Source organism: Acinetobacter sp. 809848 (assembly GCF_000581275.1).
Lineage (GTDB): Bacteria > Pseudomonadota > Gammaproteobacteria > Pseudomonadales > Moraxellaceae > Acinetobacter > Acinetobacter pittii.
This window is the reverse complement of sequence record NZ_JEXG01000051.1, coordinates 1-23,044: the sequence shown is the minus strand read 5'-3', so window position 1 is coordinate 23,044 and position 23,044 is coordinate 1. Positions and strand designations below refer to the sequence as shown.

The following is a 23,044-nucleotide window of genomic DNA, read 5'->3' as shown; positions in this document are numbered from 1 at the left end:
CTGCTTTCTCCCGTAGGACGTATGCGGTATTAGCATTCCTTTCGAAATGTTGTCCCCCACTAATAGGCAGATTCCTAAGCATTACTCACCCGTCCGCCGCTAAGATCAGTAGCAAGCTACCTCTCTCCGCTCGACTTGCATGTGTTAAGCCTGCCGCCAGCGTTCAATCTGAGCCATGATCAAACTCTTCAGTTAAAATCATTTTGCACCTTATTTAAAGACAAGGTGCCAATTCTGGCTCATCAATTACTGACTTAAATTTCGCTCAAATAAACTTCGAGTAATTTAAACCAATCAATCAATGAAAATTATTTCGATTAATCAATCAGTAAAAATCCACACAAGTTGTTCTTCAATTCTCTTAATGATCTTCTTCCTGGTTCGTCACCAGCAAGCTAGGTCGGCTATATTACTCTTAATCTCTTAAAAGTCAACAGGTAATTTCGATATTTTTAAAACTTATCTCTCAAACCAACTCACCATCAAATTCATCACTTAAAGCAACCAACTTAATTCCAAGTAACTGTTTTTCAACAAGTTTCTATCTGCATCACCGCCGATGGATGTGCATTATAGACCATCTCATTCCCTTTGCAATACCTTTTTTAATATTAGTGCAACAACAGTTCGCTTTTTAATCAAAAATGATAAAAATAGTCATTTTTTATATAAACATGGTTGTAAAAGCATCAATTTATCTAAAATTTTCTCGTCTTGATTCTTTTCTTGCCATCTAAGTGGACGACAATCAATATATTCACAGTATCCCCCCTCTCCTTGCAGACACTGTTCATTCCAGCTTAATTGATATTGAAAGCTTCCCACATATCCAGCCGCCAAACCAAACTTATAGTCACCACGGCTTTGTGCATAAAGCTCAAAAATTATTTTCCCATTTTTCTCACATTGCCAAGAAAACTCCCTTGGCAAGTACATCTCTTTACCATTCGGTGTTTTAACCTTTGGATAAACTCGGTGGATATGTAAATTTACGTCTTCTGTAAAACTTTCAACAGGCTTCCCAAATTCTTGAATATCTAATCTTGAACATAGGATAATATTCCACTGATTTCTTATTTGTAAGAATGCAAGCTGCGTCGTTTCATTTAAGTTAATAATTTGGCATGTATAGAAACATAAAGATAAGAACGGCAAGTGCAAAGCTCGCGCGTGTTTAAATCGTCCCAACCCTTCAATTTCATATTTCTGTCCTTTATAAAAAATTTCACCTTCACATACACATAGTGTTGACCAATAGTCAGAAACACCCCACTGCAAAGCAGAGGCATTAGATATATTTTCTGGAATCTGAATCGTAAGATCACACCCCATTTCTGGGTCTAATCTCTGAAGGCGAATCACGGGAATTTGCCATTGAATCAGATCGGTTTTATCAAATTGATATAGCGCCGAATCAAACTGGCATTGGCGTCGAATAGAATATGTTTTTAAATGTCCCACACTATGTTGGCTATTACTTACAAGCACTGTTGCAGTGTCGATAGCTGAAGTTGTAATGCTATGGGCGTTATAACACAGAGGAATACGTGGCTGTCCCACTAAACTAATATAATTAAAATAACGAAGTGGGGTTGGTAAATTTGGAAGGATCAAGCCTTGATAAACAATTTTAAAAAAGCCACGAGAAGGTTGATAAACAACCCCCTCTTTAGCATTAGGGCCCAGCTGCTGTAATTGATTAATTTCACTTATCAACTTAGGCATACTGAACCTCTTCTATTTTATGTTTTTAGTGTTTCATTACTCTTGCGTGCAAATAAAGTCGTAACAAAACCAGATAGAGCATAGATAATTGAAACTGTCAAAATGCCCATTGGAATATTATAAGTGATTGCCGCAAAAATCAGTACTACTGGCAACATAACTACAAAAGGAACGCGTTTACGATCCATCTGCTTGAAAGAATAATATTTAATATTGGAAATCATGAGTAATCCCACAATTACCATAAGAACAGCATTAATAGTTTGAATCGCAATATCACGTAAATCAAAAATGAAAGGATAATCGCGAGCAACCCAGACGAGCGAAATAATGATAATAGCAGCGAGTGGACTTGCAATGCCGATAAAATAACGCTTATCAACAACGCCAATTTGCACATTAAAACGCGCTAGTCGGAAGGCTGCGCAGGCTGTATAAACAAAACAACAAGCTAAACCAATACGGCCTAAATCATGCAAACTCCAGCTATACATCAGCATTGCTGGAGCCACACCAAAAGCTAACAAGTCTGAGAGAGAATCATATTGTTCGCCAAAAGCACTTTGTGCACCAATCGCTCGAGCAACTCGACCATCTAAGCCATCTAATAGCGCTGCAATAAAAATGGCATAGATCGCTTGGTTAAAATCCCCATTCATACTTGCAATGATGGAATAGAAACCGGACAACAGAGCAGCGGTTGTAATTAAGTTAGGCCAAAGATAAATACCTCGGCGCTTCACTTTTTGTCCTTCCGGATTATCTTCTTCTTCAACCACTTCAAATGTAATCCCATCAAATGAATGTTCATTATGAGTTAAATCTTGCTCTGGTTTAGGCGCATTTGTCATTATTTTCTATTCCAAACATGTGCATTGATTTAAGTTAACTGTTACTCACCTACCAGCCAGCGAACAGCAGCATGACCACCAGTTTCTTGCATGCGAAGATGTGGGAATAACCATTGTAGTGCTTGGTCTGCTTGTTCTGAGAACTGCCAAGGTGGGTTAATCACTAATAGACCACAACCATTTAGACCTACAGGCGTGTCATCTGGCCACACACAAATTTCACAAACTAACTGACGGCGAATACCCGTTTTAAACATTTTCTTTTCAAAACGCTCAATCATCGCTCGGTCTTTAATTGGATACCAAACTGCAAAAACGCCTGTTGGCCATTTTTTATGAGCTTGTTGTAAAAGTTCAACTAATTGCGGAAAGTCTTTACGTTCTAATTCGTAAGGAGGGTCAATCATAACAAGACCGCGCTTTTCTTTTGGCGGAATTACGCCAAGCAAGCCTTCATATGCATCGCGCTCATGTAAACCTGCACGTTTATCACGAATGTTATGACGTAATTGCTGAAATACATCACGCTGCATTTCAAATATAGTTGCCTTGTCGATTTCACGCATGCCTTGCAGAGCGAACCAAGGAGAACCTGGATAGCTTCCCTTACCTTCTTCAGAACGCAATTGTTCGACTAACTTCAAATATTGTTGGATTGCTTCAGGTGCCTGACGCTTTTCCATATCAGATAGTTGAACTAGACGATGAATGCCTGTGAGAAACTCTCCAGACTTTTGTGCAGGTGCCAGAGATAAATCATATTTGCCTGCCCCTCCATGCGTATCGATATAACGATAAGGTTTATCTTTAGCATTTAAACGGTTGAGAAGCTGTAGCAAAAGCACATGCTTCATAACATCTGCAAAGTTGCCCGCATGGAAATGGTGACGGTAATTCATGTTGACTTTAATTCCTCAATTCAACAAATAGTTTAACATGAAAAAAATATTCTTTCGTAAGGTTGTGATCATCTAAAATAGAGCTGCTTGATATTTTTACGATCTACTCGAGGTTATATGCACTCTCATTCACTTCCTGATTCATGGAATTTGGATCAAATTTTAGATGATTTAAATGCGCATGGCTTTGCCATTATAAATCAAGCATATCCAGATCAATATCGCGCACAGGTTTCTCAAGAATGTAGCCATCATATGGATGAATTTAGAGAAGCAGGCATTCAAAACGGCATTGTAAGCAATATTCGTAGCGACTATATTCTCTGGATTAACGATCAGCTCCCTATTGCTCAGCAACATATTGAAACCTTAACTTTATTTTCACAAAGTCTAAATCAAGCATTCTATTTAGGGATTAAAGAGGTTGAAGCTCATTTTGCCCGTTATAATTTGGGTGAATTTTATGCTTTACACCGAGACAATCCTCAACAAAAAAATGATCGTATTATCTCAACTGTCTATTATCTACATCCAGAATGGCAAGAGGATTGGGGTGGGCAATTGCGACTACAAGATAAAAACGAGAAATGGCATATTGTTAATCCTGAACCCAATCGACTGGTAATATTTCAAAGCGATTTACTACATGAAGTATTAATTTCAAAACAGCAAAGACTCTCTATTACAGCTTGGCTTCGTAGCGGAAATTCTATTTGGGTTTAAAGGTTACTCTTTAAATTTGATAAATGAACCCGATATAAGAGCTATTGATTAAAAAAGGTGATGGCGTATGTCTATTGAAAGTAAAACAATTGTGAACCGAATTGGTGAAACAGACCAACTTTATTTGACTGAAAATACGCCTGAGCTTGCTTTAGAGCGTGCTGAGTTACGCATGCAACTTGTAGTATTAAGTCGTGTTCGCCAAGAACAACTTCATTTCTTACAAGAAGCTATTGTCTTGCTTGAACAAGCTCGCATGGAATATGAAGAAATGCCATTGAGCTTATATCTTAATTTGTCTTTACATTTAGCCAAAGCCTATATGCTTTACTTTGAACTAAATAAAGAAAAACGTTTTGCGTTGATTACTCAACAAATTTTGAAGCCATTAGCACATCATGAACATGCTGATATCTATTTCTTCTTGGCATATGCTTCAGCAGCACGACAAGAGTCAGCATTAACACGACATTGGTTAACTAAATATTTATCAACGTCTACATGTGATCTTGAATTGCTTCATGGCCAACCTGTATTTGACCTTGTACGTCATGAGCCATGGTATAAAGATAAATTAAAAGTAAAAACACATTAAACTCTTAATGCAATAAAGCCTGTTTTACGTATTACTTGTAAAACAGGCTTTATTTTTTTGAAATTATTTTTTCACACTGTCTTCATGCAGTTGTTCATTCAGTTCATCAATCACCACAATCCACTCATCATCTTTTTCCCAATGACTCTTCAAAAAATCGCTTTGGCCCTTTGACCAAAAAGACGCTTCATGTAATTTTTGCTCGGCTGGCAATTGATGTGTTTTGATAAAGTTTTCAATACTTGCTTCATCAGAAGCTAAACCCAACTGATCAAATAAAAGCTCTAAAGTCGGTTGCTGTTCAAACATTGTTATTCTCCTATAACTTCTTTTAAATCATCTATTAACTAATCTAACAATAAAACGTTTTTACTTGCATGATAGTGTCTATATTTTCTTGTTGCTTTTTGTGTTTGCTTTTTCAGGATTTAATAAAAAAGCACTCTAAAAGAGTGCTTTTTTAACTCATCAAGCTGATGAATTATTTTACCATGTCAGCAATTGCTGCACGTTCTTCTTCAAGCTCGTTTAGAGTGAAGTTGATACGCTCACGGCTGAATTCATCGATTTCTAAACCTTGAACGATTTTGTATTCACCGTTTTCAGTTGTAACAGGGAAACCGAACATAACGCCTTCAGGAATACCATAAGAACCATCAGATGGAATACCCATAGTTACCCATTTGCCGTTTGTACCAAGCGCCCAGTCACGCATATGGTCAATTGCAGCGTTAGCAGCAGAAGCAGCAGAAGACAAACCACGCGCTTCGATGATCGCAGCACCACGTTTACCAACAGTTGGAAGGAATACGTCTTTGTTCCAAGCTGGATCGTTGATTTTGTCTTTTAAGCTTTCGCCATTTGCAGTTGCAAAACGGTAATCAGCATACATTGTTGGAGAGTGGTTGCCCCAAACTGTTAAGTTTTCGATATCAGCAACTGCAACACCAGCTTTTTGAGCAACTTGAGTCAACGCACGGTTGTGGTCAAGACGCAACATCGCTGTGAAGTTTTTCGCTGGAAGATCTGGAGCAGATTTCATTGCGATGTAAGCGTTAGTGTTTGCAGGGTTACCTACAACTAATACTTTAACGTTACGGCTAGCAACTTCGTTTAATGCTTGACCTTGGCCGATGAAAATTTCACCGTTAACTTTTAACAAGTCAGCACGTTCCATACCAGGACCACGTGGACGAGAACCTACCAATAATGCGTAGTCAGCATCTTTAAATGCAACTTTCGGATCATCAGTCCCGATCATGCCAGCCAATAAAGGGAAAGCACAGTCATCAAGTTCCATCATTACGCCTTTAAGCGCTTGTTGTGCTTTTTCAACTGGAACTTCAAGCAATTGTAAAATAACAGGTTGATCTTTACCTAACATTTCACCGCTTGCAATACGGAATAATAAGCTGTAACCAATTTGACCTGCAGCGCCAGTCACGGCAACACGAACGGGTTGCTTCATGTAATTGTCTCCAATGAGTGTCCTTAATCGGGCTAAATAGGAATTCCATCTAACCAAATCATCATAAACGGCAAAGATTGTACTCTAAAGATTTGGCAGATGCATGTAAAAGCCACTCGTTTTCACCAAAAGTCTGATAGAAAATACAAATTAATCTTTACAAATAGATTCAATGTATGGTGAGCATTTCCTTACGAAATGTCTGTAATCTTTAATAACTACCTTTAATCATGATTTCACCAGGGCAATTCGATACCACATGATTTGCACACTGTTTATATTGGCCCTTTACCGTGTAACAAACTTTCACTTCCGTTAAGACCACATCCGAACGTGATAATTGACAACTAAAACGGATACCATTTTGAGGTAAGCTCGGATTAAGACGTACAAACTGCTGTCTTAACGCAGATTGCTGCATTTCAACATTTGTTGAACTTGTGAGACTGGCCGGAATTTTTAAACGTTCAGCGAAATTAATAACCGTACGGAAATATTGGCTTGCATTCATAGGAACGCATCCACCTACACTTTTCCATAGCTGTACACGAGCATTATTATCAGGCATAACCCGAGCTACGACTTTGGCTTGCAATGGAGATAAGGTTGCAGAACTGTCTGTTGAGCAGTTACTTTGGTTTGTTTCCGGCATAAGGCCTGTAATTGTCAGTGAATATCCTTCAAGACATTTACGTTGTTTTTGTTTAGAGGGATCTAATGCACATGCGGCAGGTGTCATTTGCACATGCATAACATACCCCTGTAAATTAACAGGTTCGGCATGTAAAACGGAACTCATCAATCCTACTCCCGCACAGATGAGCCACCATGCAAGTTGCAAAATTGAACGAAGTTCCAAATATCTATATTTCATTTAATTAAAACTTGAATATGCCAATTAAAAGAAGATCCATCATCAACCACCTTAAAGCTAAGGCGACGTACGCATTGGAATGACTTTCATACGCTGCGATAACGACTGGGCGCCTTGACCCAATATTACGCCGTAATGTGTTGCATTCGTCATAACGTGCTTGACATAGTCTCTGGTTTCTAACAATGGAATTGTCTCAGTATATTGGTCAGCCGAAATTGATTGATAGTCCGGCTGCCAACGTCTAGCCCGATTAGGCCCCGCATTATAACCTGCTGTCGCCAAAACAGGGTTATTGCTTAATTGTCCCTGAATCATCGACAAATAAAATGTTCCATATCGAATATTGGTATTCATTTCATTTAATGCAGCCGGATTATAAGTTTCACCCATTTGACGTGCAATCAACTTCGCTGTATCAGGCATAATTTGCATAAGACCGCCCGCCCCAACGTGAGAACGCGCAGAAGTAACAAACCGACTTTCTTGACGCATTAAACCATAAGCCCATGCGGGGTCAATTCCTGCATTGTAACTATGGCTTACGACATTAGTCTTATGAGGAGTCACATAGCGATAAGTATCATTATGCTTATTTGTTGTACGATCTGCTGCATAAATTGCACGGTCATACCAGCCCATGTCATGAGCACGCTTTGCCGCAGCTAAAAGTAAACCGTCATCATGCTGAAGATATGCTTGACGAACTGCCCAATTCCACTCTCGATTCGTGTAAGTTGGATTTGCATTAATACGTCTTAAAGTAAAAGCACGATTAAAGTGAATATTCTGATCTAAACGTCTTAAATCACTTGCCGTTGGCTGATCATCATAAGGTTGATGGTTATAACGTTCACCTAAGCGATCTTTTGCTAAAAGGTTATGATAGTCATCACCAGCCTGAGCCAGTTTTCTATAAATTTGTTGCGCTGTTGCTTTAGAAGCACTATCTCCACGCTGCTCTGATGCCCGAGCAAGCCAATATTGCCAGCGATCTTCTTGTTTTTGGGTTACCGTCATACTATCAATAGCGCGAATTAAACTTTCCCACGCCCCAAAACGAATCGCCTGGCGCGCATAAATTTCAGCTTCTTCCGGACTTAATGGATAACCATAACTTGCATCAAAGTATTGAAGAACTTCACGATTAAAATTATTTTTCATTACCGTGGTGCCACCAATATAGGCTACCGTACGATATAAATATTTTTGTACATTTTGTGGCGTACCTTGGGCAACACGCTGCACATTTGAAAAAGCATTACTTAAGTCATTATTAGCTAAACGCCCTAACGCAAAAATCAAATAAGCATAATCTGCATCATTTGTCTTAGGCGCACTCCATAAATAGTTAAGTGGGTTAGCCTGAATTTGGTTAAGCTGAGCCAAAGACAAATTCAAACCCAAAGTCTGTGCTGTAGCAAGCGCTTGCCCAGACAGACCTGAACGCAACTGCACCCATAGACGTTGTTGTTTATCTTGTGCGCTCATTAAAGGGCTAGATAACATCATGCGCCCTAAACCCAAGCAAGATTCTGGTTGTGACTCAGTTGCTAACCAAACATCTTTATATTCAGCAAAAACTAATGCATCACCGCTTTTCGCCCGCACCTGTGCCAAAGCACAATTTTCGGCTTGGTCAGGGTTGGTGACATAAGATAAGACGGGTTGTGCAGATGCAAAGTCAGCTTGTTTAACTTTTTCTTCAACATAATCGGCTGCTAATTTTTCAGCCATTGCTGATTGTGGATAGCGTTGAGCAAAGCTTACGATAGAGGCAGTAGGTTGAAAGCCAAGGTTTGTATTAAGTTTCCAATATTCTGGGTAATATCCCAACACATCATTTTGCATAGCAAGCTGATATTGGTCTAATAACGCAGTATTACCACTATTTGCAGCATTTAGTGCATCATTAAACTGCTCTTCGGCAGCATAGGTAAATGAACAACCAAGTAAACACATAGCTCCTAACCAGCTACGATGCATATATTTATTTTTCATTACACGACTATGGATTGATGAGCTCTTTCTACTTGGTCTCATATATGTGCTAAACCCTGACTATTCACCTTCAACGCATAGTTTAATTATTCTTCGTGCTTTCTTTTGTTGTGTTATGTAACTCTATGATTCAACATCATTAAAATTCGCCTAATTTACTTCACAAAAACTGTGTCATGTTCTGAAAGTTTACTGTTATCGGTTCAGCTCAAATACTGCTATAATAGATGGTTTGACCCATTTTGGGCCAATTTATTCTTTTTTAGATCGATCTGTTAGGAGCCTGCATGACGGTTCAAACCTTCATTCCCAATGGTGCCAAAGCTGCCTCAGAAAACACTGTTACCCAGCCAACGCACACCACTGATGTTTCAATAAAAAAACTTTATATTGAAACTCAAGGGTGTCAGATGAATGAGTATGACAGTCACCGTATGGCAGACCTTTTAGGGGATTCTCACGGCTACGTTTTAACGACCAACCCTAATGAAGCAGACATTCTGCTCATGAATACGTGTTCTATTCGTGAAAAAGCGCAGGAAAAAGTATTTAGTGAATTAGGCCGCTGGCGTAAACTCAAAGACAAAAACCCTGATCTTGTGATTGGTGTGGGTGGGTGTGTTGCATCTCAAGAAGGTGACAACATTCAAAAACGTGCGCCTTATGTAGACATGATTTTTGGTCCACAAACATTACACCGTTTACCGCAAATGCTTGATCAACATAATGCTCAAGTAGAAAAACCTAAAAAAGATAAAATCAAACTGGTTGATATTTCTTTCCCAGATATTGAAAAATTCGACTTTTTACCCGAACCACGTGTAGAAGGCTTTAAAGCATTCGTTTCTATTATGGAAGGCTGCTCTAAATACTGTTCTTTCTGTGTAGTTCCTTACACACGAGGTGAAGAAGTTTCTCGTCCATTAGATGATGTACTTGCAGAAATTGCAGGTCTTGCGGAAAAAGGTGTCCGTGAAATTTCACTTCTGGGTCAGAATGTAAATGGATATCGCGGAGAAACCTTTGAAGGTGGCATCTGTACCTTCCCTGAATTGTTACGACTCGTTGCAGAAATTCCAGGTATTGGACGTTTACGTTATACAACATCGCACCCACTTGAGTTCTCTGACGAGCTAATTCAGTGTTATGAAGATTTACCTCAAATGGTGTCGCATTTACACTTACCTGTTCAAAGTGGATCAAATGATGTTTTACAGGCAATGAAGCGAAATCATACGATTGATGTTTATATCGACAAGATTGCCAAATTAAGAAAAATACGTCCTGATATGCACTTATCGAGTGACTTTATTATTGGTTTCCCTGGTGAAACTGATGAAAACTTTGCCGAAACACTTCAATTTATCAAAGACTTAGATTTTGATCATTCATATAGCTTTGTTTATTCAAAACGTCCAGGTACACCTGCATCAGACTTGCCTGATACTACGCCTGAACACGTTAAAAAAGAGCGTTTAGCTCAAGTTCAAAAAGTGATTAAACAATCTAGCATTGAAAAAACTGATGCAATGCTTGGCAAAATTGAACGTGTTCTTATTGAAAAAGTTTCGGACCAAGACCCTAATATTTTACTAGGCACAGCCGATAATACACGTCTAGTCACTTTTGTAGGTGATGCTTCTTGGGTAGGTCGTTTTGCAGAGATCGAGATTACTGAAATTAAAACTTTAAATTTAGTTTACGGTGAGCTCTTGAATCTTGAGCCTGACGTGGCGTAATGTAGAGGTATTCTAAAGTCTACTGAAAGGTTTTCTCTTGACTGCAGCGATTCGACGTACCGTAACATTTCCTGAAATTTCAATGGAACGTTTAAAGAGCATCTTGGGTGCCTATAATGGGCACCTTAAGCAAATTGAACAGCGTTTAGATGTCAAAATTACTCATCGTGGAGATGTTTTTCATATCGATGGTGAGATAGATGCTGTTGGGAGAGCCGAAGCATTATTGCAACGACTCTACGAAGAGTCTGAGGTATCCCAGCAAATCAGTGCAGATCTGTTGCATCTGTTAATTCAATCTTCTCAAACTGAACGTAATTTCGAGTTAGTTGGAGAAGAAATGGATGAACATGATGCACCAATGGATGTCTATTTCCAAACTCGAAAAGGCCGTATTAACCCACGTGGTGCCAATCAAAAACGCTACGTACAACGTATTTTGCAAAGCGATATTTCTTTTGGTGTTGGCCCTGCGGGTACAGGTAAAACCTATTTAGCAGTTGCCGCCGCAGTAGATATGCTCGAACGTAATGAAATCCAACGGATTTTACTTGTACGTCCTGCTGTAGAAGCTGGAGAAAAGCTAGGTTTCTTACCGGGTGATTTAACTCAGAAAATCGACCCATACCTACGCCCTCTTTACGATGCTCTTTACGAAATGCTCGGCTTCGAAAAAGTTGCCAAGTTAATCGAGCGTCAAGTGATTGAAGTTGCACCTCTTGCATATATGCGTGGTCGCACACTTAACCATTCATTTGTAATTTTGGATGAAGCCCAAAACACAACGCCAGAACAAATGAAAATGTTCTTGACCCGTTTAGGTTTTGGTTCTCGTGCAGTGATTACAGGTGATATTACCCAAGTAGATTTACCTCGAGGCCAACAATCTGGTTTGGCACATGCACTACGTGTACTCGAGAACATTAAAGAAATTCATATTACCCGTTTCCATTCCCGTGACGTTGTACGTCATCAACTTGTTCAAAAAATTGTTGAAGCGTATGAAGGTTGGGATGGTGAACAACAGCGTCTTAATGCTGAAGCACGTGCTGAACGTAAAGCACGTCAAGAAGCATTAGTTGCTGAAAACGATACAGCAGCAGACTTGCAACATCAGGATGCTTAAGGATTCATTTTGAAAATCAGTTTAAGTTTACAACAAGACTTTCAATCACCTGAGTTAGAGCTCAAACGAGCTCAACTCAAAAAAATTATTGAGACAACTTTACGCCACGTTGGTTATAAAGAAGATTGTGAAATTGGGGTTGCTTGCGTTGATCTGGAAGAAAGCCAGCAACTCAATTTGCAATACCGAGAAAAAGATAAACCAACTAATGTTTTATCTTTCCCAAGTGATATTCCAGAAGAAGTTTTACCAATGCTAGATGCCTTACCTCTAGGTGATTTAGTTATTTGTATTCCAGTGGTATTACAAGAAGCATTAGAACAGAAAAAAACTGCCCAAAATCATTTTGCACATCTATTAGTACATGGTGTTTTACATTTGCTTGGCTATGACCATGAAACTAGTGATGAAGATGCAGAAGAAATGGAAGGCTTAGAAATTGAAATTTTAGCAAAACTCAATATTGCTAACCCTTATCAGGAATAATGTGATTATTAGTAAAATGTGGATATCCTAAAAGTTATCCACATTTTTTAATTAGTGAACCTCAAATTCAGCTTCAGCTGGGTCAAAACGCCAAGTACGTACAATACGCAACTCCGAAATATCTTTCATATTCGCATCAAAATGCCCAAATGGTGCACCGCGACGTACTGAAGACTTAGCTGCTTCGTCTAGTATTGAATGCCCTGAACTTTCAAGCAGACGGATTGCACGAATTCCGCCTTGAGCATTCAAAATAACCATTAAACGCACTTCACCTCTTAGCTGTTGCTGTTTGGCTTCTTCAGGGTAATAGCGATTACCGTAAAGCTCTACTTTTTCACGAAATTTATCTAAATAAATAGCTGAAGCCTCTTTCTTCGCTTGAATTCCGTCTACTGTCTTTATTTTTTGCTGACGGCTGAAATCTTGTTGGCGTTGCAAATATTGTGCTTCAAGGCTTGCAACCATGGCAGCTTTTGCTTGAAATTGACTTTGTAGTTGTTCTAGTTCTTTTTTTCTTTGGCTTGCATCCGCTTGTTTCTGCCAACTCAAAACCGTCATTAAAACTTTTTCTTCAAATTTAAGCTCTCTTTGTTGCTGTATCTTTTGCAAACTTTCTAACTCAGTATTTCCAGTTGAAGCATCATTGAGCATCGGATTTGGAGTATCACTAGAAGTCCGATGAGCTTCACGAAATGCGCCCGCACCTTGCTGATCTGCTTGCGCTAAAAAATCTGCTTGGTGAACTGGCTCATTGCTTGGCCGAATTGAAATTGCAATTTCTTTAGTAGATTGCTCTGAGGGGCTAGGCATGGCAAAGTGAATGAGCAATACAAAAATATGCAGTAAGATTGCCAATATTGTTGCGGCAATAAAGACTCGGTCTTGCCACCAATGATGAAAAGGCTCTATGGATAAACTTCTTTTGTTCAACATAATCTTAAAAGCATATAAATGCCTTTTCCCCACGGTTTAATACCGAATAAAATACAAACTGATATTCAAATATGGATAAAAGTGTGATTCACTTCAAATATAGGGTTTTATCCATTTTCATTTTGTCAAAATGTATCAAGTAAATTTGCTACACTGCAATATCAAAACCCGTTTTTTATCATAATAAAGATTGTGTGGGCTCTTTAGTAAATTATCTTCTGGAAGTTCTTTTATGCAAACGCTATTTTCCTCATTAGTCAGACGCCTTCAAAAAGTCTATAAAAAAGCAGAAGCATTCATTGAGGAAGAAAGAGATTTTACATTATCGCAAACCTTTCTGAATGCTACTTTGCAACGTTACGTGACAAATAATGTTGAGTTTTTAGATGACCTACATGCAGATCTTTATCATGACTGGTTAAGATTATATGCAACCATGCATGTAAAAGGTTTAGAAACCACACTATCGGTTGATTTAAAACTGATCCAGATGGAATTTAATAAAGAACAACAACTTTTAGTTTTTGAACAAATTAGCAATACACAAATTATTGAAGCGAAATATAAAAACTTTTGGCAAAAGATCGCCGTAAAAGCCGCAGTTTTTTATTACCATAAAATTTTGAAAAAAGACCCTTTGGGGATGATTCTTGAACGTTTTAATGTAGCAGAAGAACGCGATGAACTCATTTTTCTTGATCTCAACCGTTGGTTTGGCAAAAAAGCCAGCATCATCGAAACATTAGGCAAAGTACATATAAATTACGCACGAGTGCGTGAAGCTGAGTTAGTTGTATTTGGAAATGTGAATTTAGCAGCCTTACTTTCTCGTGATCAGGACGACGATTTTGAAGAAGAATTCACAGATTCTGAAATAACGCCAATTCAGCAAAAAGATGAGTAAACGGTTTATAAATGAAGATGAATTAACTGCCAAAAAACACAAATAGATTACACATTTAGCATAAATCCTGATTTTTTCTCCATGATCAACAGGCATAATATGCTTAAGTTACAGATGCATCAGCACTGACTTTTTAGTCTGTACAAGGATATTTACTTATGGCAACAAAATTTCTGAAATCGTTTGGCATCGCAACAGGTATTTCAACAACTTTGCTTTTTGCAGGCTTCTCAAGCCATGCACTTGCCATGAGCCCATTTCAGGCAAATTATCAGTTTACTTACAATAATAAAGGCATGGGGTCGGCTACACGTGCCTTAAGCCAACAAGGTAATAACTGGACTTATAAATTCACTGCAAAAGCAGGCGGAATTGCGTCCGCAAGTGAAACAAGTAAATTTAGTTTCACCAATGGTAAAATTGGGTCTCAAAGTTTTAGCCGTACCAGCAAAATTTTGATTCATAACAACACCATGAGTATTAACTTTAATCCAAATAGCAAAACTATCTCTACCAAGAAAGATGATAAAGCTCGTTCATTTGCTTGGCAGGCAGGCGTTCTTGATGAGTTAAACGCAGAGTTACAACTGCGTGAAGACTTAAAAAATGGTTCACTGAAGTCCTCTTATCCACTTGCAGATGCAAAAGAAGTTGAAAATCGTCGATTTGTAAAACAAGGTAATGAGAAAATTAAAACCTCTTATGGAACATTCGATACCATTAAAGTGGTTTTACAACACAACAAACCTGAACGCAGTACAATCTTTTGGTTAGCTCCGAAATTAGATTATTTACCAGTTAAAGTCAGTCATATTGATGGTAAAACTTCTTATGGATTGTTATTAACAAGTTATACAGGTAAGACGAATTAAAGCTTGCATTTTTTTGGATGCTTTTTAAAATACGCATTTGCTTTAAAAAGCATCCGTCTAGAGGATTCTCCCGTGCACGCACTAGAACAGAAAATCTTAACAGAAGGTATCGTTCTATCTGATCAAGTCTTGAAAGTCGACGCTTTCTTAAACCACCAAATTGATCCTGTATTAATGCAGCAGATTGGTAAAGAATTTGCCGCTCGCTTTAAAGATGCAGGGATTACCAAGATTATTACCATTGAAGCATCAGGTATTGCACCTGCAATCATGGCAGGTTTAGAACTTGGTGTACCTGTAATTTTTGCTCGCAAATATCAGTCATTGACCTTAAAAGATGACTTATATCGCTCTAAAGTATTTAGTTTTACTAAACAAACTGAAAGCACGATTGCGATTTCAAATAAACATCTTCATTCAACTGATAAAGCATTAGTTATTGATGACTTCTTGGCAAATGGTCAAGCAGCATTAGGCCTGATTGATTTAATTCACCAAGCAAATGCAGAAGTTGTAGGTGTGGGTATTGTGATTGAGAAATCATTCCAACCAGGTCGTGATTTATTGCTTGAAAAAGGCTACCGCGTTGAATCATTAGCACGTGTACACTCTCTTACAGATGGCAAAGTTACTTTTGTAAAAGAATAAGATGTACACCTAAAAAAGAGCGGATATCCGCTCTTTTTTATTTGCTCAAAACTAAACTAAAAGCTTTTTGGCAACCTCTCCTAAACGTTTGCCTTGAGCTTCACACAAAATCTTTTCATCCTGACTTAAGTTTTGGTCATGACGCGGTCCACTTACATGGCTTGCGCCATAAGGTGTTCCCCCTGTTTTAGTATTAGATAAGGCTGGAATTGCATTAGGTAATCCCAAAATCATCATGCCATGATGAAATAACGGCGGTAGCATAGTGAGTAAAGTACTTTCTTGCCCACCATGCATTGAACCAGAAGAAGTGAAAACACAAGCGGGTTTATTATGTAATGCCCCATTGAGCCAAAGACTGGTTGTTTGATCCCAAAAATATTTCATTTCACTTGCCATATTGCCAAAACGGGTTGGAGAACCTAACGCTAAACCTGAACAATTCGCTAGATCATCTAACGTACAATAGATATCACCTTCTTCCGGAATACTTGGCTCGGCTATTGTGACAGCTGGAGCAATATTTGGTACTGTCCGAATTTTCACTGACATACCCGCAGACTCAACACCGTTGGCAATTAAATGAGCCATTTCTTTAGTAGAACCATATTTGCTGTAATAGAGTACAAGAATGTAAGGTTGCATCGGTTTCATAAATTTTGTTAAAAAGACACTATACGGGATTTTTTATTTTTTTGGCGCAACCAATTTTATGAAATTCTAAAGGTGATTGATGAGGTAGCACAAAAGATAATGCGAGCAAATTTCTCGGACTCATCGAGTAAAAAGTTTATCTACTTTTGGTAAACCCTTGCTTAGACAACAGAAAGCCTACTTTGTTGAAAAAAGTTTATGGCTACAATTCTTTCTATAGCACATAGTAAACTTACAGAACGACTTTAATTCTATAAGTTATTATTTTGCTTTAATCTACGATTTGAGTACTTAAGCTCATACTTTCATAAGCTATCAATCGCCCAACATGATGATTAAAAAAATCGGGATAGACGACGCATGTTACAACGTTTTTTAAGTAAACTTCCTTTTTATAATAAAACCTGGTTTCAGTTCGTTTTATATGTATTTAAGCGTTTTGAAGCTGATCGGTGCCGTGAACAAGCTGGCTCTCTCACCTATACAACGCTATTCGCAGTTGTGCCGATGTTAACGGTTTTTTTAGTAATTATTTCTTCAATCAAAGCGTTAGAACCCGCAAGACAACAGCTGCAACATTTAATTTATAGTAATTTTTTACCGAAAAGTACGATTGCATTTGATAAAGCGCTAAATGCTTTTACAGAAAAATCTAGCAACTTAACCGTTATTGGTGTGCTGTTTTTATTCGTTACTACTGTCTTAATGCTGACCTCAATTGAAACCGTCTTTAACCGTATTTGGCGTGTAAAAGAAACTCGTAGTGGCATTATGGGCTTTATGCGCTATTGGACAATCATCTCTTTAGGTCCGATTATTTTAGGCAGTGCATTTGTTATTTCATCAACAGTTGCATCGATGAACTTATTAAGCAATAACTTCACAGGTTATCAACTTGATGGCGCATTTCTACTCTGGCTAATTTCTTTTGTACTCACTATTTTGGGTTTCTTCATTTTATATTGGACCATTCCCAATCGTACAGTCCCAGTTTATGCAGCAGGAATAGCGGCTTGTTTAAGTGCGGTACTGTTCGAAATACTCAAAAATTTCTTTAGCTTTGTGATGTCAAATTTCACTAGTTATGAAATTATTTATGGTGCATTTGCAGCAGTGCCAATTTTTCTTCTATGGATCTTCCTGTCATGGAACATTATTTTACTTGGTGTAGAAGTAAGTTTTGCTCTAACTGCTTTTCACTCGGGTAAAGAGCAAAAACGTCATCCTGTTTTAATGCTATTAGATATTCTTGAGCTGTTTTATAAAAAACAGAAACTCGGTGAAAGTGTAAGTGACAAAGAAGCTTTAGAAATTTTAGGTCGCGGAGAAATTGGCCGCTGGCCAGCTTATGTACTTTTACTTGAAGAGCAAAATTTGGTTAAACGTACCGATAAAGATGAATATGTGCTTGCGCGCAATTTATCCCAAGTTGACTTCTGGAGCTTTTTCACTGCTCTTCCATACCCTTTACCATTACGTGAAGATGTTTTGAATGTACATGATGACGATGAATGGATGGAAAAAATAGGACCCGCCTTGGTCGAATCTAATGATTATTTAGCAGCAAAACTTTCTATTCCGCTCTCAACAATTTTTGAAGAGAAATAAGAAAGTAGAACTCTTCAATAGTACAGACACTCTTTCCTACCCAATAAAAAACCCTATTATTAAAAAAATAATAGGGTTAAAAATTGGCAATTTTAGGAGTGGGTTATGCTTTTACAAAAGTTTCCCATGCAAAATCTTGCGTTGCACCTTTTAATGTCATTTTCAACTGATCACCTGCATGTAATGGTCCAACCCCAGCAGGTGAACCTGTCATAATCACATCACCTGGCTCTAGTGAAAAAACCTGATTAATATCAGTTAAAAGTTCACCAATAGTAAACATTAACAGTGCAGTATTACCATCTTGACGCAATTCATCATTAATATGGAAAGTGAATTTGGTCTCTTGCCAATTGGTAATTTCTTTTGTATCAACCCAATCTGCCAAAACACAAGCACCATCAAAAGCTTTAGCTCGCTCCCATGGGTGGCCTTTACTTTTCAGATCATTCTGTAAATCACGCATTGTTAAATCAAGACCTAAAGTTACTGCTCCAATCGCTTTTAAAGCTTTTTCAGGATCTGTTTCACCTTTCAAAGGTTGATCAATACGTAACACCAACTCACATTCAAAATGGCAACTGCCCCACGCTGGATTCCAAGAAATACCGTCATTTAAACCAATCAAACTACTCGGTGGTTTAATAAATAATATAGGGCTGTCAGGCATAGCATTATTTAATTCTTTGACATGATCGGCGTAACTTCTGCCCACGCAAACGATTTTTGAAGGACGTGTATTCATGAGGCTTCCTTTGTTGTTGCGGCTAATAATTCCAATAATTTATTTCTTAAATGTATTTTCAAATATGGTTTGATCTGAAACCTGTGCAAATGCGCGCTTTGGTACAATAATTACAGTTTTATTCTTTAGCTCAAGCATGTAGGTCAATTTACCTTTAGCAAAAGTTTGCACATCCGTATATTGCATCACCTGCTTACGACCATTGGCATAAAGCTCAAAGTAATCTTGATATAAGTCGATTCCCTGCTCACTCTTTCCAAACTGGTAACGAACAAATTGACGCTTAAATAACATAGGTAAAAGCCAGTAACGCATCAGGCCTTGCATCACCAGAAAAAATACGCCTAACCCGACATAATATCGTCCAACCCCAGAGAGACCTAAATAAAATCCCCAAATAATAATTGCGATACTAATTGCAGGTGTAAGAAAACGGGTAAATTGCTTTTTCCCAAATGTCACTAATGAAAATCCATCTTGTGACTCTTCTAAATTCAAATAGTAACGTAAAGATAAAGCTGTTTTTTGCTCAGTCATTGCACTGCATCAATACTCAATAAATCGAAACTATTAGAGCATATTCATTTCAGCTTTAAAATGAATCAAAGGCTATTTTTTATTTTGTTTAAAAGTAGAGCTTATTATGAGATTCGAAGATCAACTACGTTGCATATATAGAACGTAGATTCATATTTTTTGAGTTTATCTCAGTTTTTAAAATTTCTACAATAAGAGCATTACCTTCTTAGTGGAATGTCTCATGTCTTTCTTTGCAAAATTATTTGGCTTAAATCAAAAAACAACAGTCTCAAAAGATGTGGTTACTCAAGCCACTCAAGAGTCCCCTCTTTTCAATCAGCCAAGCTTTTTAGAATTAATTAAAAAACGTCGTTCTATTTATTCGATCGGGAAAAACTTACAACATACTCCTTCGGAGATTGAAGGGTTAATTCAAGAAGCGGTCAAACATAGCCCTTCAGCATTTAACTCTCAGTCATCTCGCATTGTAATTTTATTTAATGAGTCTCATCAAAATTTCTGGAATATTGTTTTAGATGTATTAAAAACTATTGTTCCTGCCGAAGCACTGGCTGGAACTGAACAAAAAATTCAAAGTTTTGCAGCGGGTGCTGGTACAGTTTTATTTTTTGAAGACCAAGATGTGATTAAAGGTCTACAAGAGCAATTTGAATTATATGCTGATAATTTCCCAGTTTGGTCTGAACACTCAACAGCAATTGCACAATTTGCAGTATGGAATGTATTGGCTGAGCAAGGTATTGGAGCTTCTTTACAACATTACAACCCAATTATCGATGAGAAAATTAATGCTGCTTTTGATATTCCTGCGCAATGGAAACTAAGAGCCCAATTAGTATTTGGTTCAATTGAAGGCGAAGCAGGTGAAAAAGCTTTTATTGAAGACGAAAGCCGTTTTAAAACATTTGGCTAATTTTTTTCAACTTCAAATCATTTAAGAGCTGGTTGCCATGAGCACCAGCTTTTAAATCGAACTAATAAAAAACAGGTACAAAAAAACCGCTATATATAGCGGTTAATTCTTCAAGTGGTGCGCTCAGAGAGATTCGAACTCCCGACCCCTTAGTTCGTAGCCAAGTGCTCTATCCAGCTGAGCTATGAGCGCGTACTTGATGTTGCGCATTATACGCATTTTTTAAGGCTTAGGAAGCCTTTTTTCATCTTTCTGTCATCAAACGTCTAGTTCTTAGCCATCACTCAAGTTTACATAGCTTTGTAGCTAAAGTTATTGAAACTTTGCTCACCAAAGATGTATCTGAAATATTTTTTTTCAAATAAGTTTTATAGAATTTTTGAAGCTTTTTGCCATCTATCTAGAAGATAAAGGCTACTGTTTTAGTCAACATTATATAAATAATATATTTCTGGTTGAACCTAACCATTATAAGACTGTTTGAAATTTGACTAAGATAATGCCTCAAATAAGTGAAAATATGATTAAAAAAATAATTAGTTAAAATTATATAATATAAAAATTATTATTATTTTTATGTCTAAATTAAATAAATTATTATTTCTTTAAATATTATTTAATAACAAAAAATGTGACTAAAAATACACATTGACAGCTTTTGAGATCTAACCAATACTAAATCGCAATTATTGAGATACACATCTCATTAATTATAAAGCGCAATAAATAATACTTACTTAAAAATACAAAATTATATAGGAAATAGACCAACATGTTCTTACTAACAAACCTCGTATCTTCGATATCAAAAATTACTCAAGATTTGGGTAATATTGTATCGGTGAACACTACTGTAACTGGTAGTTCTTCTATTGAAGGCCAGATATCAACTTCTGGTTTACTTTCAGATACTCTATCTACAGTAACAAATACTCTTACAACAACCACAACAGGCCTTGTTTCTGATGCCGTTGGTACTGTTACTGGCAGTATCGGTTCTACAAGTCCTGTAGACACAGTAACTAATATTATTGGCGGAGTAACTGGCGGTATTGATCTTGGAACTTCTCCAATTGCTCCAGTTATTGACGTTGTTCAAGGTGGTATCGACATTCTTCAGGGTGTTGAAAGCCTAAAAACTGAAATCATCAACACAGGTATCGACACTGTTGCTGATACTATCATTGGTGTTCTTCCTCAAACTGAACACCCTGTTTCTGAAATTGCTGATCTTGGCACTCTAACTTTCGAAACTTCTCGTGACACAGTAAATGGCACGCTTGAAGTCATTTCCGATCTAGTGGGTGGAGACATTCAAGGCGCAACTGAGTCTGCTACTGGTGTCGTTGAAACATTAATCACTAATGGTACAACTGCGACAGGTATTGTTACTGACGTTGTCGGAAGCATTACAGATGTCGTTGGTGGTGTAACTGGTGGCGTTGATGGCAACCCGCTTGAAGTAATTACTGACATCATCGGTGGCGTAACTGGTGGTGTTGACGGTAATCCACTTGAAGTAATTACTGACATTATCGGTGGTGTAACTGGTGGTGTTGACGGTAATCCGCTTGAAGTAATTACTGATATTATCGGCGGCGTAACTGGCGGTATCGGTGATGGCACATCTCCAATCGCTCCAGTGATTGATGTCGTTCAAGGCGGTATTGATATTCTACAAGGTGTAGAGAGTCTAAAAACTGAGATCATCAATACTGGTATCGACACTGTTGCTGATACTATTATTGGTATTCTTCCACAAACTGAATATCCTGTTTCAGACCTAGCAGATCTTGGCACTTTAACTTTCGAAACTTCTCGTGACACAGTAAACGGTGCACTTGAAGTTGTTTCTGATTTAGTTGGTGGTGATATCCAAGGTGCTACTGAATCTGCTACCGGTATTCTCGATACGCTGATTACAAATGGCACAACTGCTACTGGAATTATTAATAACATTATCGGCGGCGCAACAAGTGGTGATAGCCCACTTGGCGTGGTAACCGACATTATTGGTGGTGTAACTGGCGGTGTTAGTGGTAATCCTCTTGAAATCGTGACTGACATTATCGGCGGTGTAACTGGTGGTGTTGACGGTAACCCGCTTGAAGTAATTACTGACATCATCGGCGGTGTAACTGGTGGTGTTGACGGTAATCCACTTGAAGTAATTACTGACATTATCGGTGGCGTAACTGGTGGTGTTGATGGTAATCCACTTGAAGTAATTACTGACATTATTGGCGGTGTAACAGGTGGTATCGGTGGTGGAACTTCCCCAATCTCTCCAGTGATTGATGTTGTTCAAGGCGGTATTGATATTCTTCAGGGCGTAGAAAGCTTAAAAACTGAAATTATCAACACTGGCATTGATACAGTTGCAGATACAATTATCAGCATTCTTCCACAAGCAGAACATCCTGTTTCTGAACTTGCAGACCTCGGCACATTAACTTTCGAAACTTCTCGTGACACAGTAAACGGTGCACTTGAAGTTGTTTCTGATTTAGTTGGTGGTGATATCCAAGGTGCTACTGAATCTGCTACCGGTATTCTCGATACGCTGATTACAAATGGCACAACTGCTACTGGAATTATTAATAACATTATCGGCGGCGCAACAAGTGGTGATAGCCCACTTGGCGTGGTAACCGACATTATTGGTGGTGTAACTGGCGGTGTTAGTGGTAATCCTCTTGAAATCGTGACTGACATTATCGGCGGTGTAACTGGTGGT

The 23,044-nt window shown here is 38.1% G+C and carries 22 protein-coding genes, 1 tRNA gene, 1 rRNA gene and 1 pseudogene; 11 read left to right on the top strand and 14 right to left on the bottom strand.

Features of this window, described 5'->3' with window-relative positions:
- The 4 genes and pseudogenes from J536_RS0104825 to J536_RS22435 all read right to left on the bottom strand — a co-directional run.
- Positions 1 to 195, bottom strand: a 16S ribosomal RNA gene (locus tag J536_RS0104825); the annotation flags it as partial.
- A gap of 443 nt (positions 196 to 638) precedes the next feature.
- Positions 639 to 1,725, bottom strand: a pseudogene (locus J536_RS22445) (DUF6670 family protein).
- 17 nt (positions 1,726 to 1,742) lie between these two features.
- Positions 1,743 to 2,576, bottom strand: a complete 834-nt coding sequence (pssA, locus tag J536_RS22440; protein ID WP_002119541.1) for a CDP-diacylglycerol--serine O-phosphatidyltransferase — start codon at positions 2,574 to 2,576, stop codon at positions 1,743 to 1,745.
- 41 nt (positions 2,577 to 2,617) lie between these two features.
- Positions 2,618 to 3,475 (bottom strand): 23S rRNA (adenine(2030)-N(6))-methyltransferase RlmJ, encoded by an 858-nt coding sequence (locus J536_RS22435; protein ID WP_032064011.1) that lies wholly within the window; start codon positions 3,473 to 3,475, stop codon positions 2,618 to 2,620.
- Positions 3,476 to 3,592: 117 nt separating this feature from the next.
- On the opposite strand from J536_RS22435, the gene J536_RS22430 reads away from it, so the two are divergent.
- Together J536_RS22430 and J536_RS22425 are read left to right on the top strand one after the other, a co-directional pair.
- Entirely contained in the window at positions 3,593 to 4,198 is a 606-nt protein-coding gene (locus J536_RS22430; RefSeq protein WP_032064010.1) for a 2OG-Fe(II) oxygenase, read from the top strand.
- Between the two features lie 67 nt (positions 4,199 to 4,265).
- A complete protein-coding gene (locus J536_RS22425) occupies positions 4,266 to 4,793 on the top strand; it encodes a hypothetical protein (protein WP_002119538.1) in 528 nt (175 codons plus the stop codon).
- A 63-nt stretch (positions 4,794 to 4,856) separates the two neighbouring features.
- On the opposite strand, the gene J536_RS22420 is transcribed toward J536_RS22425, so the two are convergent.
- From J536_RS22420 to J536_RS22405, 4 genes are all read right to left on the bottom strand, one after another.
- On the bottom strand, positions 4,857 to 5,102 hold the full coding sequence (locus J536_RS22420; RefSeq protein WP_013196798.1) for a DUF2789 family protein: 246 nt from the start codon (positions 5,100 to 5,102) through the stop codon (positions 4,857 to 4,859).
- Positions 5,103 to 5,274: 172 nt separating this feature from the next.
- Entirely contained in the window at positions 5,275 to 6,261 is a 987-nt protein-coding gene (locus J536_RS22415; protein WP_002119517.1) for a malate dehydrogenase, read from the bottom strand.
- A 211-nt stretch (positions 6,262 to 6,472) separates the two neighbouring features.
- Positions 6,473 to 7,135, bottom strand: coding sequence for a ribonuclease T2 family protein (locus tag J536_RS22410; protein ID WP_005804634.1), 663 nt, complete (start codon positions 7,133 to 7,135; stop codon positions 6,473 to 6,475).
- Positions 7,136 to 7,192: 57 nt separating this feature from the next.
- Entirely contained in the window at positions 7,193 to 9,136 is a 1,944-nt protein-coding gene (locus J536_RS22405; RefSeq protein ID WP_032057396.1) for a lytic transglycosylase domain-containing protein, read from the bottom strand.
- A gap of 287 nt (positions 9,137 to 9,423) precedes the next feature.
- Between J536_RS22405 and miaB the strand changes: the two genes are divergently transcribed.
- The 3 genes from miaB to ybeY are packed head-to-tail and all read left to right on the top strand — an operon-like array spanning position 9,424 to position 12,487.
- A complete protein-coding gene (gene miaB, locus J536_RS22400; RefSeq protein ID WP_002119558.1) occupies positions 9,424 to 10,875 on the top strand; it encodes a tRNA (N6-isopentenyl adenosine(37)-C2)-methylthiotransferase MiaB in 1,452 nt (483 codons plus the stop codon).
- A gap of 37 nt (positions 10,876 to 10,912) precedes the next feature.
- Entirely contained in the window at positions 10,913 to 12,001 is a 1,089-nt protein-coding gene (locus J536_RS22395) for a PhoH family protein (protein WP_002119513.1), read from the top strand.
- Positions 12,002 to 12,010: 9 nt separating this feature from the next.
- On the top strand, positions 12,011 to 12,487 hold the full coding sequence (gene ybeY / locus J536_RS22390) for an rRNA maturation RNase YbeY (protein WP_017481656.1): 477 nt from the start codon (positions 12,011 to 12,013) through the stop codon (positions 12,485 to 12,487).
- A gap of 51 nt (positions 12,488 to 12,538) precedes the next feature.
- On the opposite strand, the gene J536_RS22385 is transcribed toward ybeY, so the two are convergent.
- The gene (locus J536_RS22385) at positions 12,539 to 13,423 is read right to left on the bottom strand and encodes an energy transducer TonB (protein WP_032064009.1); all 885 of its coding nucleotides are present in this window, start codon (positions 13,421 to 13,423) and stop codon (positions 12,539 to 12,541) included.
- 232 nt (positions 13,424 to 13,655) lie between these two features.
- On the opposite strand from J536_RS22385, the gene J536_RS22380 reads away from it, so the two are divergent.
- The 3 genes from J536_RS22380 (at position 13,656) to J536_RS22370 (ending at position 15,847) form a co-directional block, all read left to right on the top strand.
- Positions 13,656 to 14,327 carry a hypothetical protein gene (locus J536_RS22380; protein ID WP_014207723.1) on the top strand — a complete coding sequence of 224 codons (672 nt, stop codon included), beginning with the start codon at positions 13,656 to 13,658 and terminating at the stop codon, positions 14,325 to 14,327.
- Positions 14,328 to 14,485: 158 nt separating this feature from the next.
- Positions 14,486 to 15,199, top strand: coding sequence for a DUF3108 domain-containing protein (locus tag J536_RS22375; RefSeq protein WP_002119525.1), 714 nt, complete (start codon positions 14,486 to 14,488; stop codon positions 15,197 to 15,199).
- Positions 15,200 to 15,271: 72 nt separating this feature from the next.
- On the top strand, positions 15,272 to 15,847 hold the full coding sequence (locus J536_RS22370; RefSeq protein WP_002119547.1) for a xanthine phosphoribosyltransferase: 576 nt from the start codon (positions 15,272 to 15,274) through the stop codon (positions 15,845 to 15,847).
- A gap of 51 nt (positions 15,848 to 15,898) precedes the next feature.
- On the opposite strand, the gene wrbA is transcribed toward J536_RS22370, so the two are convergent.
- Positions 15,899 to 16,501, bottom strand: a complete 603-nt coding sequence (gene wrbA / locus J536_RS22365) for an NAD(P)H:quinone oxidoreductase (RefSeq protein ID WP_005078299.1) — start codon at positions 16,499 to 16,501, stop codon at positions 15,899 to 15,901.
- 360 nt (positions 16,502 to 16,861) lie between these two features.
- Here wrbA and J536_RS22360 point away from each other — a divergent pair, with 360 nt between their 5' ends.
- Complete coding sequence (locus J536_RS22360; RefSeq protein WP_002119535.1) at positions 16,862 to 18,109, top strand: YihY family inner membrane protein; 1,248 nt, start codon at positions 16,862 to 16,864, stop codon at positions 18,107 to 18,109.
- A gap of 103 nt (positions 18,110 to 18,212) precedes the next feature.
- Here J536_RS22360 and J536_RS22355 read toward each other — a convergent pair whose 3' ends face one another.
- Both J536_RS22355 and J536_RS22350 read right to left on the bottom strand, forming a co-directional pair.
- Positions 18,213 to 18,854 carry a fumarylacetoacetate hydrolase family protein gene (locus J536_RS22355; protein WP_005078301.1) on the bottom strand — a complete coding sequence of 214 codons (642 nt, stop codon included), beginning with the start codon at positions 18,852 to 18,854 and terminating at the stop codon, positions 18,213 to 18,215.
- A 39-nt stretch (positions 18,855 to 18,893) separates the two neighbouring features.
- On the bottom strand, positions 18,894 to 19,391 hold the full coding sequence (locus tag J536_RS22350) for a YcxB family protein (protein WP_005804627.1): 498 nt from the start codon (positions 19,389 to 19,391) through the stop codon (positions 18,894 to 18,896).
- 223 nt (positions 19,392 to 19,614) lie between these two features.
- On the opposite strand from J536_RS22350, the gene J536_RS22345 reads away from it, so the two are divergent.
- Complete coding sequence (locus J536_RS22345) at positions 19,615 to 20,307, top strand: nitroreductase family protein (protein WP_032064008.1); 693 nt, start codon at positions 19,615 to 19,617, stop codon at positions 20,305 to 20,307.
- Between the two features lie 115 nt (positions 20,308 to 20,422).
- Here the strand turns inward: J536_RS22345 and J536_RS22340 are convergent.
- A tRNA-Arg gene (locus J536_RS22340) sits at positions 20,423 to 20,499 on the bottom strand.
- 88 nt (positions 20,500 to 20,587) lie between these two features.
- The gene (locus tag J536_RS25530; protein WP_227504977.1) at positions 20,588 to 20,707 is read right to left on the bottom strand and encodes a hypothetical protein; all 120 of its coding nucleotides are present in this window, start codon (positions 20,705 to 20,707) and stop codon (positions 20,588 to 20,590) included.
- A 372-nt stretch (positions 20,708 to 21,079) separates the two neighbouring features.
- Here J536_RS25530 and J536_RS22335 point away from each other — a divergent pair.
- Positions 21,080 to 23,044: beta strand repeat-containing protein (locus J536_RS22335; protein ID WP_032064007.1), on the top strand; the 1,965-nt coding region annotated here is incomplete at its 3' end.

Coding starts and splice junctions, on each gene's coding strand:
- J536_RS22430 (WP_032064010.1), top strand. CDS start 3,593: ATGCACTCTCATTCACTTCCTGATTCATGGAATTTGGATCAAATTTTA.
- J536_RS22345 (WP_032064008.1), top strand. CDS start 19,615: ATGTCTTTCTTTGCAAAATTATTTGGCTTAAATCAAAAAACAACAGTC.
- J536_RS22360 (WP_002119535.1), top strand. CDS start 16,862: ATGTTACAACGTTTTTTAAGTAAACTTCCTTTTTATAATAAAACCTGG.
- J536_RS22355 (WP_005078301.1), bottom strand. CDS start 18,854: ATGAATACACGTCCTTCAAAAATCGTTTGCGTGGGCAGAAGTTACGCC.
- J536_RS22420 (WP_013196798.1), bottom strand. CDS start 5,102: ATGTTTGAACAGCAACCGACTTTAGAGCTTTTATTTGATCAGTTGGGT.
- J536_RS22415 (WP_002119517.1), bottom strand. CDS start 6,261: ATGAAGCAACCCGTTCGTGTTGCCGTGACTGGCGCTGCAGGTCAAATT.
- J536_RS22435 (WP_032064011.1), bottom strand. CDS start 3,475: ATGAATTACCGTCACCATTTCCATGCGGGCAACTTTGCAGATGTTATG.
- J536_RS22385 (WP_032064009.1), bottom strand. CDS start 13,423: ATGTTGAACAAAAGAAGTTTATCCATAGAGCCTTTTCATCATTGGTGG.
- pssA (WP_002119541.1), bottom strand. CDS start 2,576: ATGACAAATGCGCCTAAACCAGAGCAAGATTTAACTCATAATGAACAT.
- J536_RS22405 (WP_032057396.1), bottom strand. CDS start 9,136: ATGAAAAATAAATATATGCATCGTAGCTGGTTAGGAGCTATGTGTTTA.
- wrbA (WP_005078299.1), bottom strand. CDS start 16,501: ATGAAACCGATGCAACCTTACATTCTTGTACTCTATTACAGCAAATAT.
- J536_RS22375 (WP_002119525.1), top strand. CDS start 14,486: ATGGCAACAAAATTTCTGAAATCGTTTGGCATCGCAACAGGTATTTCA.
- J536_RS22425 (WP_002119538.1), top strand. CDS start 4,266: ATGTCTATTGAAAGTAAAACAATTGTGAACCGAATTGGTGAAACAGAC.
- J536_RS22380 (WP_014207723.1), top strand. CDS start 13,656: ATGCAAACGCTATTTTCCTCATTAGTCAGACGCCTTCAAAAAGTCTAT.
- miaB (WP_002119558.1), top strand. CDS start 9,424: ATGACGGTTCAAACCTTCATTCCCAATGGTGCCAAAGCTGCCTCAGAA.
- J536_RS22410 (WP_005804634.1), bottom strand. CDS start 7,135: ATGAAATATAGATATTTGGAACTTCGTTCAATTTTGCAACTTGCATGG.
- J536_RS22350 (WP_005804627.1), bottom strand. CDS start 19,391: ATGACTGAGCAAAAAACAGCTTTATCTTTACGTTACTATTTGAATTTA.